This window comes from Sphingomonas sp. GW821-FHT04B01, assembly GCF_059420425.1.
The window spans coordinates 1-17,501 of record NZ_JBWKTR010000018.1; the positions used below are offsets into that span (position 1 = coordinate 1).

General features: G+C 62.2%; 12 protein-coding genes. All 12 read left to right on the plus strand.

Annotated features, from left to right (window positions below):
* Positions 1-484 precede the first annotated feature (484 nt).
* The 12 genes from AC07UH_RS20720 to AC07UH_RS20775 all read left to right on the plus strand — a co-directional run bounded on the left by AC07UH_RS20720 (position 485) and on the right by AC07UH_RS20775 (position 17,377).
* A complete protein-coding gene (locus tag AC07UH_RS20720) occupies positions 485-844 on the plus strand; it encodes a hypothetical protein (RefSeq protein ID WP_495182069.1) in 360 nt (119 codons plus the stop codon).
* A gap of 246 nt (positions 845-1,090) precedes the next feature.
* Complete coding sequence (locus AC07UH_RS20725) at positions 1,091-1,306, plus strand: hypothetical protein (protein WP_495182070.1); 216 nt, start codon at positions 1,091-1,093, stop codon at positions 1,304-1,306.
* Between the two features lie 44 nt (positions 1,307-1,350).
* The gene (locus AC07UH_RS20730) at positions 1,351-5,334 is read left to right on the plus strand and encodes an RHS repeat domain-containing protein (protein WP_495182071.1); all 3,984 of its coding nucleotides are present in this window, start codon (positions 1,351-1,353) and stop codon (positions 5,332-5,334) included.
* Between the two features lie 380 nt (positions 5,335-5,714).
* On the plus strand, positions 5,715-5,951 hold the full coding sequence (locus AC07UH_RS20735) for a polymorphic toxin type 44 domain-containing protein (RefSeq protein ID WP_495182072.1): 237 nt from the start codon (positions 5,715-5,717) through the stop codon (positions 5,949-5,951).
* Positions 5,952-6,096: 145 nt separating this feature from the next.
* Complete coding sequence (locus tag AC07UH_RS20740) at positions 6,097-6,798, plus strand: IS6 family transposase (protein WP_495182087.1); 702 nt, start codon at positions 6,097-6,099, stop codon at positions 6,796-6,798.
* A gap of 80 nt (positions 6,799-6,878) precedes the next feature.
* Positions 6,879-7,697 (plus strand): RES family NAD+ phosphorylase, encoded by an 819-nt coding sequence (locus AC07UH_RS20745; protein WP_495182073.1) that lies wholly within the window; start codon positions 6,879-6,881, stop codon positions 7,695-7,697.
* 161 nt (positions 7,698-7,858) lie between these two features.
* Positions 7,859-11,080 carry a hypothetical protein gene (locus tag AC07UH_RS20750; RefSeq protein ID WP_495182074.1) on the plus strand — a complete coding sequence of 1,074 codons (3,222 nt, stop codon included), beginning with the start codon at positions 7,859-7,861 and terminating at the stop codon, positions 11,078-11,080.
* Positions 11,077-11,361: a hypothetical protein gene (locus tag AC07UH_RS20755; RefSeq protein ID WP_495182075.1), complete on the plus strand. Its 285-nt coding sequence runs from the start codon at positions 11,077-11,079 to the stop codon at positions 11,359-11,361. The genes AC07UH_RS20750 and AC07UH_RS20755 overlap by 4 nt, the downstream gene beginning before the upstream one ends.
* 64 nt (positions 11,362-11,425) lie before the next feature.
* On the plus strand, positions 11,426-11,968 hold the full coding sequence (locus AC07UH_RS20760; RefSeq protein ID WP_495182076.1) for a hypothetical protein: 543 nt from the start codon (positions 11,426-11,428) through the stop codon (positions 11,966-11,968).
* Positions 11,969-12,662: 694 nt separating this feature from the next.
* The gene (locus tag AC07UH_RS20765) at positions 12,663-15,014 is read left to right on the plus strand and encodes a TonB-dependent receptor (RefSeq protein ID WP_495189985.1); all 2,352 of its coding nucleotides are present in this window, start codon (positions 12,663-12,665) and stop codon (positions 15,012-15,014) included.
* A gap of 1 nt (position 15,015) precedes the next feature.
* Positions 15,016-16,788: a M61 family metallopeptidase gene (locus tag AC07UH_RS20770; protein ID WP_495182078.1), complete on the plus strand. Its 1,773-nt coding sequence runs from the start codon at positions 15,016-15,018 to the stop codon at positions 16,786-16,788.
* 10 nt (positions 16,789-16,798) lie between these two features.
* Positions 16,799-17,377 carry a hypothetical protein gene (locus tag AC07UH_RS20775; RefSeq protein ID WP_495182079.1) on the plus strand — a complete coding sequence of 193 codons (579 nt, stop codon included), beginning with the start codon at positions 16,799-16,801 and terminating at the stop codon, positions 17,375-17,377.
* Positions 17,378-17,501 lie beyond the last annotated feature (124 nt).

Consider the following 17,501-nt stretch of genomic DNA (forward strand, 5'->3'; position numbering starts at 1 on the left):
CCAACTGTCTTCTTCTCTGCCGTCGCGCTCGCGGCCACCGTCATCTTCTGGCTGTGACCAATGAGTCCTGAGCCTAGCTATGATCGCAAGTGGGGCGATATCTACGCCTATGGCTAACGCGCAAACCACGTCGTATCGCTATGACGCCAGAGGCCGGCTTATCGGCTCCACCAATTCCAGCGCGAGCGGGACAGTCAACACGTCGATAACGTATGACCGCGCCGACAATCGTGCAAATTACTCGGTATCGGGTGCAGTCAACGGCACCGGAGGAAATGCGGGCACTGACCCGAATTCTGGTGCATCGATCCCGCCTCGCTCAGGCACATCTCGATTGATCGTTGTACCCCTGAATGGCTTCACAGTCATCCCTCTCCCATAAATTCAAAGCTAATACGCGTCGCTTCTGACGCAACGCCGTGAGGCTTCCCATCAGATTGTCTCAGTTTAGCGGTAGTGATTGAACATTCTATAGGAGACGGTTATGCGGGTGATTGGCTTTATCGCGCTGTGTACGATTGCTTATGCCTCGGTAGGACAGGCCAAAGCGGATGTCTATTGCGGTGGCGATGCGACGCCAGCCAGATTATTAACGTATGCGGACGGATCCGTTTTGATATTTACCACTTGGCGAAGCGATTTTATCCAAATTTGTAATTTGAATAAAGCTTGGAAGGGCGTTGAGCCTGCCGTATGCTTTGCATGGATGTCTAAGATTGCTGGCGCTATTAACGCTAACAAGAAGATTGGCCTTTGGTATAGCGGATTATCAGGTGATGCCTGCCGCTCTATACCAACTTACTCTGGCGCACCAGCTCCGGTATATATTGACGTAGCACCTTAATTGGAGGCATGCCGACACGATTGGCGAATATAGTCGTACATTTTTGTCAGGGCGGCTGAAGACATGGCGCGGGCGAGCACGTGACCGGCTTCCCTTGTTAGCGATGCTGCCGGCATCGCCGACGCTGCTCGCAATCGTCAAAGTAGCGATGAGCAAATAATATAAGCTTCGGCCCTTGCAATAACACCCCTTCTTGATCCACCATTGTGTCGCCGAAGGGACGGCACAATGGGGAAGGGGGATGTCATGAATATCATGACAAAGGGCCTGATGGTGATGCTGCTTACATCGTCATCGGCAATGGCGCTTGCTGTAGAGACAAATGCGTTCACCTATGACGCCAAAGGTCGGCTTACGAAGGTGGTAAAAAGCGGATCTGTCAACAACGGCGTAACGGTCGAGGTTGCACATGACAAGGCGGACAACCGGACCAAGATCAAGGTGACTGGCGCACCGCAATAAGGCGCTGCCGAACCCTTTTGCATCTCTACCATCTGAGGCCTAAAATGAAAAACCCGGTCGAAGCCGTGCGCTGTGGCTTGCGTGCGCGTCGTGCGCTTTTGATTGTCTCTACTGTTCTTTGTTCAGGCTCCGTTATCCCGGCGTTTGCGCAGGTGGCAGCACCAGCTCCGGTGCGGAGCAACATTGATGCCAACGGCGTCGACCTTTTTCTTGGTACGATGAACGTAGATGGCCCCATCCTTTCGGCAGGCGATGGTAACAATCAGGGTCTAAGTTGGCAGAAGCTGAACCGCGGCACGTTCGTTTTCGGAGACAGCATCGTAGGGACGCTATCGAGTTCCGGTTCCACTACGTATGTATCATTCGGCGCTACTACCAACACCTTTACCCTATCCGGTTCCAACTATATCTCGACAGAGGGAGACGGTGCCACGCTCACCAAAAGCGGCACCACGTACACCTTTACAGCCGGTGATGGAACCGTTGCGGTGTTCACATCGAGTACCACTGGTACATACCCATACAATAGCATTCAGGGTAATGTTACAAGCGTCTCGAAGCCAAATGGCGCGAGTTTTGCATATACCTATAATAGTGCCAAATACTGCGCCGCCTCGAAACCCGCAAGCTCCGGTCAGGTTTGTACGAGATCAGCGTATACATATCGTATTTTTTCAGTAACTAGTAATGGGAAATATACACTTACCTTTCGGTACGCTAACGATGCATCATCCTTTGATCAAACGGATGCGAGCGGCAACGATTTCACTGGCTGGGGAGACATCACGAGCGTCGTGTTGACGAACGCTGCTACGGGCGGGGGAGCCCGTACCCAGTCGTTCAGCAGTTCAAGTGCCGGATACATTATAACTGACGCCATGGGGCGCGCAACGACATACCGGTTCGCCTCAGCGAAGTTGGCAGGTATCAAACGTCCAGGCAGCAGCGGTGAGGATATCACCGCGACCTATAATAGCGCTGGTAAGGTTGCTACCCTGACCAACTCTACTGGAACGACCACGTATTCCTACTCCCCTGACAGTGGGAATGATCGTACTGTGACAGTAACCGATCCGTTAGGTCACACGACAACATACATATTTAGTATTTCTGCGCAGCGCCCACGGTCAGTAACGACGGCAACTGGCAACACGACGACCAGCACATATGACAGTTCCGGTCGCGTTCTCTTGGTGACGTCGCCTGAGGGCAATTACACGTCATTCATCTATGATGGTCGCGGCAACGTGACGCAGACGCAGGTGGTGGCAAAGTCCGGGAGCAACACATCGACGTTGACGACGAGCGCATCCTTCCCCTGCACGACGACGGCAACGTGCAACAAGCCTGCTTGGACGAGGGACGCCAAGCAGAGTCAAACCGATTACGGCTACGACAACACAACAGGTAACGTCACCTCTGTCACTGCCCCTGCCAATCCGAGCGGTGTGCGGTCCACCACGACGTACAGCTATATTACGGTCAACGGCGTCCAGATGCTGAGCGGCGGCTCGACCTGCTCGAGTGCGGCAACTTGCGTCAACTCGGCAAATGAGACGCGGACCAGCATCAGCTACAATGCCAATGGCCTGCCAACCGCCACGACCATGCAGGCTGGCGATGGTTCGACTTCGGCGACGACGACTAAGAGCTATGACGATGTCGGCAACGTGGTTAGTGTCGACGGACCCATTGCAGGAAGCGACGATTCCGTCAGCTACCGCTACAATGCCAACCGTGAGGTGGTTGGCGTGGTCGGTCCGGATCCCGACGGCGGGGGGCCACGCCGGCGGCTTGCTCAGCGCAACACCTATGATGCCAAGGGACGAGTCACCCAGACCGAGGTTGGCACCGTCTCGGATGCCAGCGATGGCGCGTGGAATGCCTTTGCCTCGCAGCAGCAGCTCGTCACGTCTTTCGATGGCGTGGATCGCCCGCTTAGCAAGACGCTGACGGCAGGCAGCACGACCTATGCGACGACGACCTATGGCTATGATCACCAGCGCCTCGATACGGTGACGATGGCGATGAGTGGCCAGGGCGCGGATCGCACGACCAAATACGGCTATGACAATGCGGATCGTCAGATCAAGGTGACCAGTGCTTATGGCACGGCCGAACAGTCTGACGATGTTACTGTCAGCTATACCGCTAATGGCAAGATAGCGGGTCAGACGGATGCCAACGGTAATGCCACGACCTATGGCTATGACGGCCTGGATAGAGCAACGACAATAACCTACCCGGGTGGTAGCTATGACCAGGCGACGTACGATGCCAACGGCAACGTGACTAGCCGCCGCCTGCGTGACGGACAGACGTTGACCTACGATTTTGACGCGCTCAATCGCCGGACCTTCGACCACAATCCCAAAACGAACGTTGCCGAGGTCGATGTCGGCTACAGCTATGATCTGCTCGGTCGCCTGACCAGTGCTGGAGATGGCAACGGCTGGACCAAGAACTTTGGCTATGACGCGCTGGGCCGGGCGACGACGCAGAGCAGCAACGTCGCAAGCACGACGCTGCAATATGACGCGGCAGGCCGCAAGACGCGCCAAACCTGGGCGGACGGCTTCTACGTTACCTTCGAGTACAATGCTGCCGGTCAGATGACGGTGATCCGCGAGAACGGCGGATTGGCATTGGCGACTTTCGCCTATGACGATCTTGGTCGGCGTACGTCGTTGACCCGCGGCAACGGCACGGTGACGAGCTATGGCTACGACGGCGCCTCGCGCCTCACCAGCCTCACCCAGGATCTGGCAGGCAGCGCCTGGGACCAGACCTACGGCTTCACCTACAATGCGGCGGGCCAGATCTTGACGCGTAGCAGCAGCAACGACAGCTACGCCTGGACGGGCGCGGCCAACGTCGATCGCAGCTACGCGGTGAATGCGCTCAATCAGTACACCAGCGCCGGCGGCACGACGTTCGGCTATGATGCGCGTGGCAACCTCACCAACTCGGGCGGTACGACCTACCAGTACAACAGCCGCAACCAGCTGTTCATGAACGCGGCCGGCCAGCTGATCTACCGCAACCCGGCAGGGGAGCTCGGCCAGACGCCAGCCGGTAACTTCGACTGGGTCGATGGCCAGCTCGCCCAGGAGTCGACCAGTGGCGTGCTACGCCGCTATGTCTACGGGCCCAACCCCGATGAAGTGCTGGTCTGGTATGAAGGGTCGGGCACTGGTGACCGGCGCTACCTCCATGCCGATGAGCGCGGCAGCGTGGTGGCGGTCAGCAACGATGCCGGCAACGCCCTCGCGATCAACAGCTATGACGAATACGGCATCCCTGGCGCAAACAACCAGGGTCGCTTCCAGTACACCGGCCAAGCTTGGCTGCCTGAGCTTGGCATGTACGACTATAAGGCGCGCATGTACTCGCCGACGCTCGGCCGCTTCATGCAGACCGATCCCATCGGATACTCCGACGGCATGAACTGGTATAACTATGTCGGCTCCGATCCCATTAACAAAATCGACCCAAATGGAACCCGACTTGTGTGGGCCTGCGTAAACGATCGTTGTGGATACGCTGATGATGGCAGAGGGGGCGGCCTGTTGCCCGGTGATTTTCGTGGCTCAAATCCAGGCTTTGCGCCGAGGGATAGGGAGTCAAATACCACCCCGCCTCCGACAAGATCGGCGCCGCCGCAGAAAGCGAAGCAAGACTGCTCTCCGGTGCTAAAGCGCCGCTCTGAACAGCTGTATCAGTTCGGCAGCGAGCATGCCGATCTTGGAAGTTATGTTACTGCGCTTGGGCTGATAACGAAGTCGCCCAACATCATAGCGCTTGGGGAAGCAAATGCTCTGCTGGGGACGGGGCTGCAGGCGATTGGTGCGGCAGGACGTTTTCTGGCTACTGGAAATCTTACGAGAGCAAGTTACGATGCGGCAGGCGTTGGATTTAGCTTCTTCCAATCTCAGACTAAAGCTGCAAGTCTCGCGATGGGGCTTGCGGGGGGCAAGGCGGTGGAATTGCGAGAGCAGCTCACTCCTGGTGTGGATTGCAAGCGATAATGGATAAACTGATTCAAATACGCCTACTCTGTCTCGCGGCAGAAATGGCAATATTGCTCTTGTGCTTTCGATCATATCGATCCGGCATAATTGATATAAACGGTGTGATTACAATCAAAAAAGAAAACTCGCCCATATTATTTTACATAATATTGAGTGGTGGTTTAATCGTAATAACAGCAATTTTAATAAGGATTGGAATTTAATCGCCGCAGAATAATCATCGCCCTGCGCCACTATCTCCAGGACCGGGCAGGGCTACGATTGACCGGAACATTACCGATTCACGACTTGATGCAAAGGTTAATGCACTTGATCCGCTTCAAGACCCGTTCCGTATCATCGGGACGCTCAACAATCTGGAGCAATAGTCCATCAATGTGACGACCGCCTCACGCCAAAACTACAAGGCCAATCCTGCTTACCGTGGGTCTGCGACATACGGGAATTTCAAGTTTGGCGCGACTATGCAGGCTAGAGGCTTCTCTCTAAATACCACCTTGAATGGATCAAACGCTTTCCAGCGTCTCACGACCGGGAGGGTCGATCCGCCTGGGGACGTTGCGGATGTGACGAACGGTTACAATTACGCTGCGCGGGGGTGCAACAAACGATGAAGCGTCCTGTTTTGGCAGTGATCTGCCTTGTCCTCGCGTGCTGCAATACCGAGAAACCGGTTGAAACGAAGGGCTCCGTCAAACCAACGTGGCAAGCGGGGCAGGGGGCTGATAACGGTCACGGATGAGCCGGAAATCGAGGGCGTTGCCGCCCAGTCCATTTCGCCGCTTCAACTCCTCACCGGAGGTCATCCGGCTAGTGGTTCTGATGTACGTCCGCTTTCCGCTGTCGCTGCGAAACGTCGAGGATCTGCTCTTCGAACGCGGCATCGACATCTGCCATGAGACGGTGCGGCTGTGGTGGAACAGGTTCGGTCCGCTGTTTGCCGGTAACATCCGCCGTCAGCGCGTCAGCCGCATGCGAGGTTTTCGTCATTGGCGTTGGCACCTCGACGAGATGTACGTGAAGCTGAACGGCGAGATGGTCTATTTGTGGCGGGCGGTGGATCATGAGGGTGAAGTACTGGAAAGCTACGTCACCAGGACACGTGACAAGGGCGCAGCCTTGGCCTTCATGAAGAAGGCGCTGAAGCGCCATGGCTCCCCCGATACTATCACGACTGATGGCCTGCGCAGCTACGGTGCTGCAATGGATGAGCTAGGCTGCCGTGACCGTCAGGAGGTGGGTCGCTGGGCGAATAACAGGATTGAAAATAGTCACCTACCATTCCGACGACGAGAGCGGGCAATGCTGCGGTTCAGGCAGATGAAGACGCTGCAGAAGTTCGCCTCTGTCCACGCCAACGTCCACAACCACTTTAGCCTCGAACGCCACCTGACCGACCGACAGACCTACCGCGAACGACGCTCCGCCGCACTGGCGGAGTGGCAGGCGCTTGTCAGCTGAACCTGGCTCTCAAAAGACCAGCTTCAACCTGCCGAGACGCGTCCGCATTAAACTGACAGCTCCGTTTTCACAGGGCGCGGGTGTTCCATGGCGATGCGCGGCTGGCGCTGGCGCTCGAGCAGCCGGTGCGCGAGCTTGGGCCTCCGCCCAACGAGATCGCAGTCGACGGGAGGATGAACGCGCGCGGCGTTTCGCTGTTCTACGGCGCGAACGACCCGGCGGCGGCGTTGGCGGAGGTTCGCCCCCCTGTCGGCAGCCGCGCGCTGGTCGGCAGGTTCGACGCCGTCCGGCCCCTGCGGCTGCTCGATATCAACGCGCTGCGGTCCGTCTACATCGATGGGAGCGTGTTCGACTCCGGCTACATGGGCCGCCTCGAGCTCGCGAAGTTCCTGAAGAGCCTGAGCGGGCGCATGACCATGCCGGTAATGCCGGACGACGAGAGGTCCGAGTACCTGATCACGCAGGCGATCGCCGACTACCTCGCGTCGAACGTGGAGCTGGATCTCGACGGACTGCTGTATCCGTCGGTGCAGCGCGCAGGAAGTCACCACAACGTGGTGCTGTTCCGGAGGGCGTCAAAGGTCGAGCCGGTGGCGTTGCCCGACGGGACGGTCGTTTCGGCGAGCCTGGGCGAGATGGACGAGGACGGGTGGTCGCCGGGCTACTCGGTTTCGGAGGTCGTTCCACCGCCGAATCCTCCGGCTCCACCCCGGCCGGAGCCGCTGTTTTGGGAAGGCCCGTTCATCGATCCCTTCGCCACGCCAGATGACGACCGGGACCCAGCGCTGCGCCTGGAGGTGGACAGCCTAACCGTACACGAGGTCGCGGCGGTCCAAATCGTGACCAAGGCGACCCATGTGACCCGTTACCGCAGTCAACGCCGCACGTTGGACATTTGACTTCGTGGCCTCGTGCTCGACGATGGCGGGGTCCCTCATGCACTTCGCTGGATCGTCATAGTCGCTCGAGCACCTAAGCATGAAGCGGAGCCAGCAGGGGTGAGCGCCACAGGGAGAGTTCGGGCTGGCTTAGGTGCGGCGCCCGTTCTACCTTCGTTCGCATGAGCGACGACCGAATCGAGGAGGGCGGCACCGAGAAACGGAAGCGACCGCCAACGCCTTCCTTGTTCATGCGCGAGATGCGGCCCGAACTCTACTCGGACACCGTTGACCGTCCGCTCTACGTCCTCGACCGCGCCATGCTCGAGTTCCAACTCCAGACCATGACGGCGCGCAACGAGCACCAGCGCTTCGAGATATTCTGCCGCAAGCTCTGCCAGCGCGTGATCTGCCCGCACATCCGCCCCCAGAGCGGGCCCGAGGGCGGCGGCGATGGCAAGACCGACGCCGACACCTTCCCCGTTGCAGAGGCGATCGCCGATCTCGGTTATGTCGGCAGTCCCGGACCCGACCGCGACGACTGGGGCTTCGCTTTCAGCGCGATGAAGGACTGGAAGCGCAAGGTTGTGAAGGACGTCGCGGGCATCGCCGGGACCTGCCGCAAGCTCGAGCGCGTCTACTTCGTCACGAGCCAGCCCGCACGTGCGGCCGACCGCGCCCGCATTGAGGCCGAGTTAGAGGCTGCCCACGGCATGCCGGTGAAGATCCTCGACCGCGCGTGGATCGTTGAGGAGGTGATTGACAGGGAGCGCAAGGACATCGCGCACGACTATCTGGGCGTTGGCCAGGTCGTGTCCGATCCGATGCGCATGGGACCGGAGGACTACTCGAGGCGCCGCCGCCTGGAGGACGTCGAGCGTGCGTTGGCCGATCCGTCCTCGTTCGAGTGCATGGAGCGCCAGCTTGTCACCGAGGCGATGGTCGCGGCGCAGCTGTCGCGCAACCTCGAGCTGCCGCGCCACGAGACGGATGGTCGACACGCCCGCGCGATCCGGCTCGCCGCCAAGCACGGGTCCGCGCGGCAGCAGCTAGAGGCGCGGCACGATGCGCTGTGGACCGCCTTCTGGTGGTTCGACGACGCTGCGGCGGTGTCGGATGGCTACGCCGGCATCGAGGCGGAAGCCCTCGGCGCCGACCACGCCCGCAACATCGAGTTTCTTGTCCAGCTCCACCAGTTGCTGGTAAACGGGGTGCTCTACCGCATGCTATCACCGGATGCTGCCGACCTTTCGGCGCGGTCTGACCGGCTGGAGGCCGCGTTGGAGGCGATGACGCGCGACGAGGGGCGCCCGAACCACCGCCTTGAGGCTCGCACCTCGCTCGCGGTCGTCCGCCTCGGTCGCTGCTTCGCCGAGGGCAGGACGGGTGAACTGCCTGCCATCTGGGCAGAGCTGGGATCTATCCTCGACGAGGCCGCCGGCCTTGCGGAGTTCGATGCCGATCGCCTGGTGAGGCTGATCGACGTCGTATCCATCCCCGCAGGCCGCGATCCGACATACCGCGCCGTGGCAGAGCGGCTCGCCGATTTCGTGGCCAAGCGCACGTCCGACGCGGAAGGTGCGCTCATCCTCCTCCGGCAGGCTCTCCGGCTAGACTTCAAGGAGCGCTGCGAACGTATCCGGCTGCTGGGTCGCGCGGCGGTCCGTCTCGCCAAGCGCGAGCATGCCCAGCAGATGATCGAGGCCCATCAGCACCTTGCGATCGCCTACCGCGGGGCTGACCTGTTCTGGGCGTCGCGATCGTCACTCCTTATGGCAGCGGCCGGCCTCGCCGCCGAAGGTGAGGAGTCGAGCGAGTTGCCTGTCGGCTTCGTGCCGACGGTGAAGATCTGGGCCTGGGTGGCCCTCCAGCTGAGACTCGTGCCGGAGCTGATCCTCTCGTTCCGCCTGCTGCGCATGGCGCTCGCCACGCTGCCGCTCGATGAGGCGTCCAGGGCCAGGGTCACGGAAGGCCTGCAAGAGCTGGACGCCGGCCTCGGCAGCAACATCCTCAACATGACCGATGCCGAGGTCGCCTCGCTCTCGCGCGCGCCGGACGCGCTGGAGGAGGCCGGGATGCCCATCGCCCGGATGGCGTTGCTCCACGCCCTCGGCCATGAGGAGGTCCTCCGCGAAGACGAGGGCTACCGCGAGCTCGAGGCGGAACGTGGGCTGCCGAAGTTCCTCGGGCTCCTCAAGGCTCAGCCGGTCTCGCGCGACCTCGTCGGCGGATTGGTCCTCAACTCGCCGGCAGGCCAAGTCCTCGAGACGTGCATCTGCGGACTGACAGTAGAGATCGCGACCCCCGGCGCTGATGCCGGGATCGTTACGGGACAGGCGCTGGTTGCTACGGTCGAGGCCATGCTGGCGACTATGATGGAGGACGGCGTCGGCCCGCACACCGAGCGGTTCCGTATCGACGTCGTCGAGACGGACGAGGACGGACCGAAGGTGCAGACCGATCCCAGGGGGATGCGCTCGATGGTTTCCTGGCCCAGGTCGCTGCCGGTCTGGGACTTTCCACGCCAACCAGACATCGGTGCGTTTCTCATACAGATCGTGGGCGAGATGCTGGCGGCCACCTTCGCGCTGCCAAACCTCAAGGACGCGCTGTGGCGCCTGTTCGACCGCGGCAACGCGCACGACAGGGTGTCCAGCGTCCTCGGCTCGCTCAGCGGGCTGCAGCGCATCGCCGGTCGCCCCGTTGTCCGCATCGATGGCGGCGGCCGCGACTATCCCATGCGGGAGCGGCCGGCGGTGGAGGAGGTCGAGCCGGCAGGTCCAGCCGACGACGATGACGGCAGGCCCGCGCGCGGAATGACCGAGGACGGGCGCCCGACCGTTTCGCGGCACCGGGAGGTCAAGGTGCAGTCGGTCATCGATATGCACAGCTGGGACGCGGCCAGCTGGAAGGGCATCCTCTACACGACGCTCGGCGACGACGTTCCGCCGGTGTTCGCGCTCGCGTTTCTCGACCGTGCGGCCGCCCGCCGGATCTTCGAACGCTGGCGGGAGCGGTTCGGCACGAAGGACGTGAACCATGAGATCAGCATCTCGATCATCCGCAACCTGCCGGGCCATCCGTCGACGCACTACGCCATCCAGATAACCAGCCGACGACCGGACGACGGGGAGTGGGAGCGTGGCACGATGTACCAAACGGTCTTCCGCATCCACGTCGTGGAGCCGGACGACGACGTGAACCTGGAAGGTTTCCTGACGAGGCTCCGCACGGCCGGCTGCTTCATCCTTGCGCCCGCCGTGATCTCCGGCCAGGAGCCGGACCTGCTGACCGACCTCGTCATACTCAAGAGGTTCATCAACGTGGTCGACGCGGCCGATGTGGCGGAGCACGACATCGAGCACGTGGGGCTCCAGACGATCGCGAGGCGCGACGCCGGATGAACGACCATGTCGCTGCATACGACGCGCAGTCCGAGCGGCTGACCGCGGAATACGAGGCTCTCGACCCGTCGGGATACCGCGCCACCTACTCGACGCTGCTTCCGTCCGGTCCAGCCCTTCTGGCGCTCGACGTGGGCGCGAGCTTCGGGCGCGAAGCTACTTGGCTGGCGGTTATCGGGTTCGAGGTCGACGCCGCCGAGCCCTCGTCATGGATGCGCGCCGCGGGCATGGTCGACGCGGAGATCCGCAACAAGGTCTTCTTCCAGAAGCTGGGGATCTGATGAGGACCGCCGTGCGTGGATTGAGCGATGCCGACGTGCGGGCGCAGCGGCGAGGCCTAGTAGCATGAACGCGGCCGCTTGGATCACGCTCGGCTTGGGCATCGCCACGATCTTGGCGAGCGGCGTCACGTCTGCCTTCGTCACTAGCCGGCTGAATCGGAGCAAGGACCGCTTCGAGTTCCTGCGGGGAAAAGCGGAGACGCTTTATCTCGCGGTCGACCAGTACGCGAAGGTCCTCGGCCAGCATGCGCTCACCTACTATCCAGTGCTTCGCGGGGAGATCGACTGGAACCAGATGCTGGACCTTCAGGTAGCCAGCGGCTCGAACCCGGGGAAGCACGAGGGCGCAGAGGTGATGGAGATGCTGGTTGCCCTCTACTTCCCCTCGGTCAGGCCTGCGTTGGACGAGTTGTTCGCCGCGCGCGACGCCTTCAACGAAGTCACTCACGCGATGAAGCGTGACTACAGGCGGTACGGCGAAGTTCCTGCTCAGGAGCATGGCCCCAAGTTCCAGCGGGCGGTCGAACTCATGAACGAGCGCGGCGAGGCATTGCAGCGCGCCGTCGTCGAGACGGCACGCTCGACGGTCGGTACCAAGATCGCCTGATCGTCATCGTCGCAAACCACGCCACACGAACAGACGCTGAACGTCGGCTTCCGGCAAAAGCTGACGCTGAACCTGTGGCCTCGGAATGACGGGTTTGTCCCAAATTTCGCCGGGCAGCATCGGGATCGGCCTGGGCCTTCGAATCCAATCCAGATATGAATGAATGGCGGAAGTTGGGGACCGGAAATGGCGGTCTGAACGACCGGGATTGGGTCGTTAGGCTGACACCGTGCCCGGCTAGGAACTATGATTCCGCTATGCATTCAACGGCCATTTTAGTCCACCTCCTCTGACTTGGCAGAAAGCACATCGGGTGTCCTTCACCGGGCGAATGTCGCGCCCTCTAATTGACGCAATTCGACCATCATCCTCTGCGCAATTCCTGACAGGATAGCCTCGGCAAAGTAGGATCAGGCTCAGCTGGATGAAGGTACACGGTGGGTCCTATCGGCGACGTTTTCTCATACGTGCTGAAGCCAATTGGTTCACTGCCGCGCGATTGATGCTATTTGGCTTTGGGCTTGCGTACTCGGCCAATGCGACGGCGCAGCCGAGCAGCCAGAACCAGTCTGGTAGCGGTCAAGAGGAGCCTGACACGCGATCCCGTGATGATGACATCGTCGTCAACGGTCGCCGCATCGCAGGTTCGATCATAACGGACACGCTGCCGGTTGCGATCCTCGGCGGGGACGCGTTGCGATCGCTGGGGGCAACCGACCTCCGGACGGTCCTCGACCGGCTGAAGCCGCTCACCGAGGCGGCGGGCGGCGGGGACCCCGTCGTCCTGCTGAACGGCCGGCGCATCTCGAGCATCGGCGAATTGCAGAGTCTGCCACCCGAAGCGATCGACCGAACCGAAGTGTTGCCCGAACAGGAGGCAGCGCGCTTCGGCGTTCCGCCGACCGTTCGTGTGCTGAACTTCATCACGAAGAAGACCTATCGCGCAACGACCATCAGGCAGCTCGCCGGCACCACCACCGAAGGCGGCGGCGAGACGAACTTCGCCGAGGCCGCGATGGCGAACATAAACGGTTCGCGCCGGACCTCGCTCAGCGTTTCCCACCTCCGGCTCAACCCGATCCTGCAGGGCGAGCGAAACATCGCCCCCGACACGAACACGCCTTACGCTATCGCCGGCAACGTCGTCGGCGTGAACGGCGCCAGCCTCGATCCCGCGCTCGATGCGCTTTTGGGCGGTCGCGTGACATCGGCTTCGGTGCCCGCCGAGCCCGCGCTGCGCCGGCTGCTGAGCAGCTACGCCGATCGCGCGAACGAACGCGCGGTCACCGACATTGGCCGGTATCGCACGATCAGGGATCGCAGCGACCGGATCAACGTCGATGGCACGTTGGCCGGGCCGATCGGCGGCCTCGACGGTTCGATCAACCTCGCGATGGAGGCGCAGCAGACGTCCGGCCTGAACGGTCTGGCGCCGGCAACGCTGACCGTACCCGCGGGCGACGGGTATCTTCCGTTCGCGAACGACGTGCTGCTCTACCGCTACCTGCCCGGCGCGGTTCTGCGCGGGCGTAGCGACAGCCTCACCCTGCATGCGGGGGGATCGCTGCAGGGCGGCATCCGGCGCTGGAGCTGGACCGTGACGAGCAATTACGATCGCCTGCGAAGCCGGGCCAGGTTCGATCAAGGCTATGACCTGTCGGGGGTTCAGGCCAGCGTCGACGCCGGAGGCGATCCGCTGGCACCGATCGATCCGGTGCGTACGCCGCGGCTCGTCGCCCGAAGCGAGACGGTGACCGGGACGCTGACGGGCAAAGCGGTGTTGAACGGTCCATTGGTCACGCTGCCCGCGGGGGAGGCGCAGCTCACGGCGAGCCTCGACTATGCCCGCTCGACCAGTTCCGGGCGTCAGCCAAACGTGCTCGACTCCGCGCTCGATCTGACCCGAACCACGACCGCCGCCCGCGTCAGCGCCGCCGTGCCGATCACCTCGCCCGATCGCGACGTGCTGGCGTTCGTGGGGCGCCTGTCGGCCAACGCGTCGATCGGCATCTCGGACGTGTCCCGCTTCGGACGTCTCGCCAGTTCGACCTTCGGTTTCAACTGGGCGCCTGTCGGACGCGTGCAACTGACGGGTTCGCTCGACGATGCCCGTACGCCGCCCGACATCGCGCTGCTGACCAGCCCGATCACGACCTTGCCCAACACGCCGTTTTTCGACTTTACGAGCGGCAGGAGCGAGCTGGTCACGGTCCTCGGCGGCGGCAATCCGGACCTCGCGCCGGAGCGCCGGCGCCGAACGACGGTTGCTCTGTCGGTGCAGCCGATCAAGGACAAGGAGATCCGGCTCAACCTCGAATACGTCAACACGCGAACCTACGACCAGACGACGACGCTCGGCAGCGTGACGTCCGACTTCCAACTGGCCTTCCCCGACGCGTTCCAGCGTGACCAGGCGGGGAGGCTGTTGCTGGTCGACCTGCGGGCGACCAACGTCGCCTTCGAACGCGAGCGGAGGCTGCGCGCGACGTTTAACCTGTCGATGCCGATCGGCGCCAAGCCTCCACCCGCGCCGGACCGGGCGTCAGCAGACGGGCCGCCGCCCGAACCCGCGTCGCCGCGGCCGACGATCAATGCGACGATCGGCGCGACCTATCGACTTGCCGACGTGCTGTCGCTGCGGTCAGGCTCGCCTTTGCTCGACCTGCTCGACGGTGCGACGCTCACCGGCACCGGCGGTCGCCCGCGCTGGCAGAGCGATATCGACATCCGCGGCACCTACGCGTCGGCGAACATCGGATTGTACGGCCGCCTCCAGGGACCGACACGCATCCGTAGCGATCTGACGGCCTCCGATCTGCGCTTTTCGGGCAGGGTCTGGCTGGTCCCCTATCTCGATCTCGGTGTCGAGAAGATCGTCAACCGGCCCTGGGCCAAGCAGATGTCGCTCCAGTTTACGATCGAGAACGCGCTCAACGACCGGATCGACGTCCGCGATCGAGCCGGACGGACGCCGGACCGTTTCCAGAGCGCCTATATCGATCCCGAGGGGCGCTCCGTCCGCCTGGGCGTGCGGAAGGTCTTTTGAGATGACGATGCCGACGAACGTGCGTTGCGTGACCGGCCTCGGTCGTTACGCCGGCACTATGCACCGACGCCTTTGCAGCATCGCCCTCCTCGTTCTTTCGGCCGCGTCCCCCACGCCGGCTGCAGAGCCCGTCCGATACGTCCTCGCGCCAGAGATGACACGCGATGCCGTCACCGCGTTGCGGATCGAGGTGCGCTTCCGGGCCGATCCCTCCGGGACGACCGACATCGGATGGGACGACGGCTGGGCTGGCGAACGCAAGCTCTGGCAATGGGCGCGCGACTTCGCGGTGGCGGGGGCGTCGGCGGTCGCGAAGACCGGCGATGGACATTGGCGGATCACGTCCGCGCCCGGCGCGCCACTCACGGCGACCTACAGAATTCTCTCCGCCTACGACCACGATCCCACCGTGGACGACAGCGATCAGCCGCGGCCCGTTATTCGCCCGGGCTGGTTCTATGCGGTGGGCAACGCCTTGTTCGCCTATCCGGCGAAGCGCGAGGATGCGCCCGCCACATTCGACTGGTCCGGCCCGGCCGCGATCCGCTTCGCCTCCGATCTCGAGCATCTCGCCGGTCGGTCCCGCAAGGCCAGCCGCGCCGGCACGGTATCCGATGTGCTGGAAAGCGTGGTCATCGGCGGCCGCGACCTCCGCGTCTTCCCGGCCGGCGAGGGGGCGAACATCCGCGTCGCGACCCTCGGCCATTATGCCTTCGCGCCGGAGCAGTTGAACACTCTCGCGCGCCGGGTCATCGGCGTCGAGCGCACCTTCTGGCACGCCGATCGCCGCGCCCCCTTCCTCGTGACCGCAGCTCCCATCGTCGGCAGCCCTGCCACCATGAGCTTTGGTGGAACCGGGCGCGGCGATGCCTTCGCCTTGTGGATCGACCAGCGTGCCCCGCTCGAACGGATGACATGGCTGCTGGCCCACGAATATTTTCATACCTGGAATGCCGCGCAGCTTGGTCGGATGCCGGACGACAGGGCATCGCGACCCGCACGTTACTGGTTCAGCGAAGGCTTCACCGATTATTATGCACGTGCGCTGATGGTACGGGCCGGCGTGATCTCGCCGGCCGAGTTCGTCGCGCAATGGAATGAGATGCTGGCGGCCTATGCCGGATCCCCGGCGCGGACTATGGACGGCGCCCAGGCAAGCGCCGCTTTCTGGGACGATTATGCCGCCGAAAAGGTGCCGTATCAGCGCGGTGCCATGCTGGCCGCGGTGTGGAACCGTCGCCTGCTCGACACATCGAAAGGGATCACGAACCTCGACACGATCATGCACGCCCAACGGACCGCCGCGCGCACGTCCGGAGCCGAGGCGACTGCGCTGTTCCGCGCCATCGCGAAAGGCGAGGGGCTTGATATCCTGCCCGACGAAGACCGGTATCTGATCCGCGGCGAGCCGATCACGCTGCCGCCCGACACCTTCGGGCGGTGCGCCACGGTGGTAAGCGAACAGCGCCCGAACTTCTCGCGCGGCTTCGATGCAGAGGCGACGGCGAGCGCGAACAACGTGGCGAAGGGCGTCGATCCCACCCTGCCGGCCTATGCGGCCGGCCTACGCGACGGCATGACAATCCTCACGCGCACCGAGGGCGAACCAGACAACGCGCTCTTGCCCTATGCGCTGCTGGTGGACGATGGCGGCAAGCAGCGCACCATTCGCTATCTTCCACAGGGCCATGACCGGGTGATGGTCCAGCAGTTGCGATTGATTGATACTCGTAGTCCGTCCTGTGCCACCACGCTTGGTGGTTTGACCCGATGAGAGACGGCCGATGATCTCTGCGATATTTACTCTGGCACTGCTGACCGCCTCTGCCGAAATGACCTCGTGTCGTCATGACCGACAATCCTTGCTGGCTCTCGACCTTCAGGCATTCGATCAGGATATCAACGGCGGTTGGCGGACGCTGGAGGCCCAGGGTTGCGCCGTTGAAGCCGCCGATCTCATCCGGGACTGGCGAAAGGCGCATGGAGGCATGGGTGATGCCGATGCCCTCCTGTCATGGCATGAAGGCCAGCTACGAGCCGACGCGGGCCAATATGCTAATGCCGTCAAGCTCTTTGACGCTGGGAGGCATCCTGCCGCCGAAGACGCCAAATGGGGTTGGAACCTTTACGTGGATGGCAGCGTGGCCTTTCTTCGCGGTGATCTGGCTGCGTTGGAGGCGGCGCGTGCAAAGCTGGCGATCCTACCTCGCCCGGCTGAGCTAGAAGACGCTATTGGTATCGACGGCAGGCCGCGGAAGGTTCGCTGGCCAATGAACATAGGTGTTCTCGATGGTTTTATCCGCTGTTGGGGCCAAAGCTACAAGGCTGCCTATCGCTGTCCGGCGTTACCCACAAAAGGTTGAATGCACTGGCTGCCGCTCGGCGATCCTCGACTCAGCTTCAACGCGGGTTGGCGAGCGCCGTCACCTCATTTTGTGCGATCGGACGCGACCCGAAACGGCGGCTTTCCCTATTCCACTTGTAAAT

Bases quoted from the DNA above. Each gene is read 5' to 3' on its own strand.
- AC07UH_RS20720 (WP_495182069.1), top strand. From the start codon at position 485: ATGCGGGTGATTGGCTTTATCGCGCTGTGTACGATTGCTTATGCCTCG.
- AC07UH_RS20725 (WP_495182070.1), top strand. From the start codon at position 1,091: ATGAATATCATGACAAAGGGCCTGATGGTGATGCTGCTTACATCGTCA.
- AC07UH_RS20730 (WP_495182071.1), top strand. From the start codon at position 1,351: ATGAAAAACCCGGTCGAAGCCGTGCGCTGTGGCTTGCGTGCGCGTCGT.
- AC07UH_RS20750 (WP_495182074.1), top strand. From the start codon at position 7,859: ATGAGCGACGACCGAATCGAGGAGGGCGGCACCGAGAAACGGAAGCGA.
- AC07UH_RS20755 (WP_495182075.1), top strand. From the start codon at position 11,077: ATGAACGACCATGTCGCTGCATACGACGCGCAGTCCGAGCGGCTGACC.
- AC07UH_RS20760 (WP_495182076.1), top strand. From the start codon at position 11,426: ATGAACGCGGCCGCTTGGATCACGCTCGGCTTGGGCATCGCCACGATC.
- AC07UH_RS20770 (WP_495182078.1), top strand. From the start codon at position 15,016: ATGACGATGCCGACGAACGTGCGTTGCGTGACCGGCCTCGGTCGTTAC.
- AC07UH_RS20775 (WP_495182079.1), top strand. From the start codon at position 16,799: ATGATCTCTGCGATATTTACTCTGGCACTGCTGACCGCCTCTGCCGAA.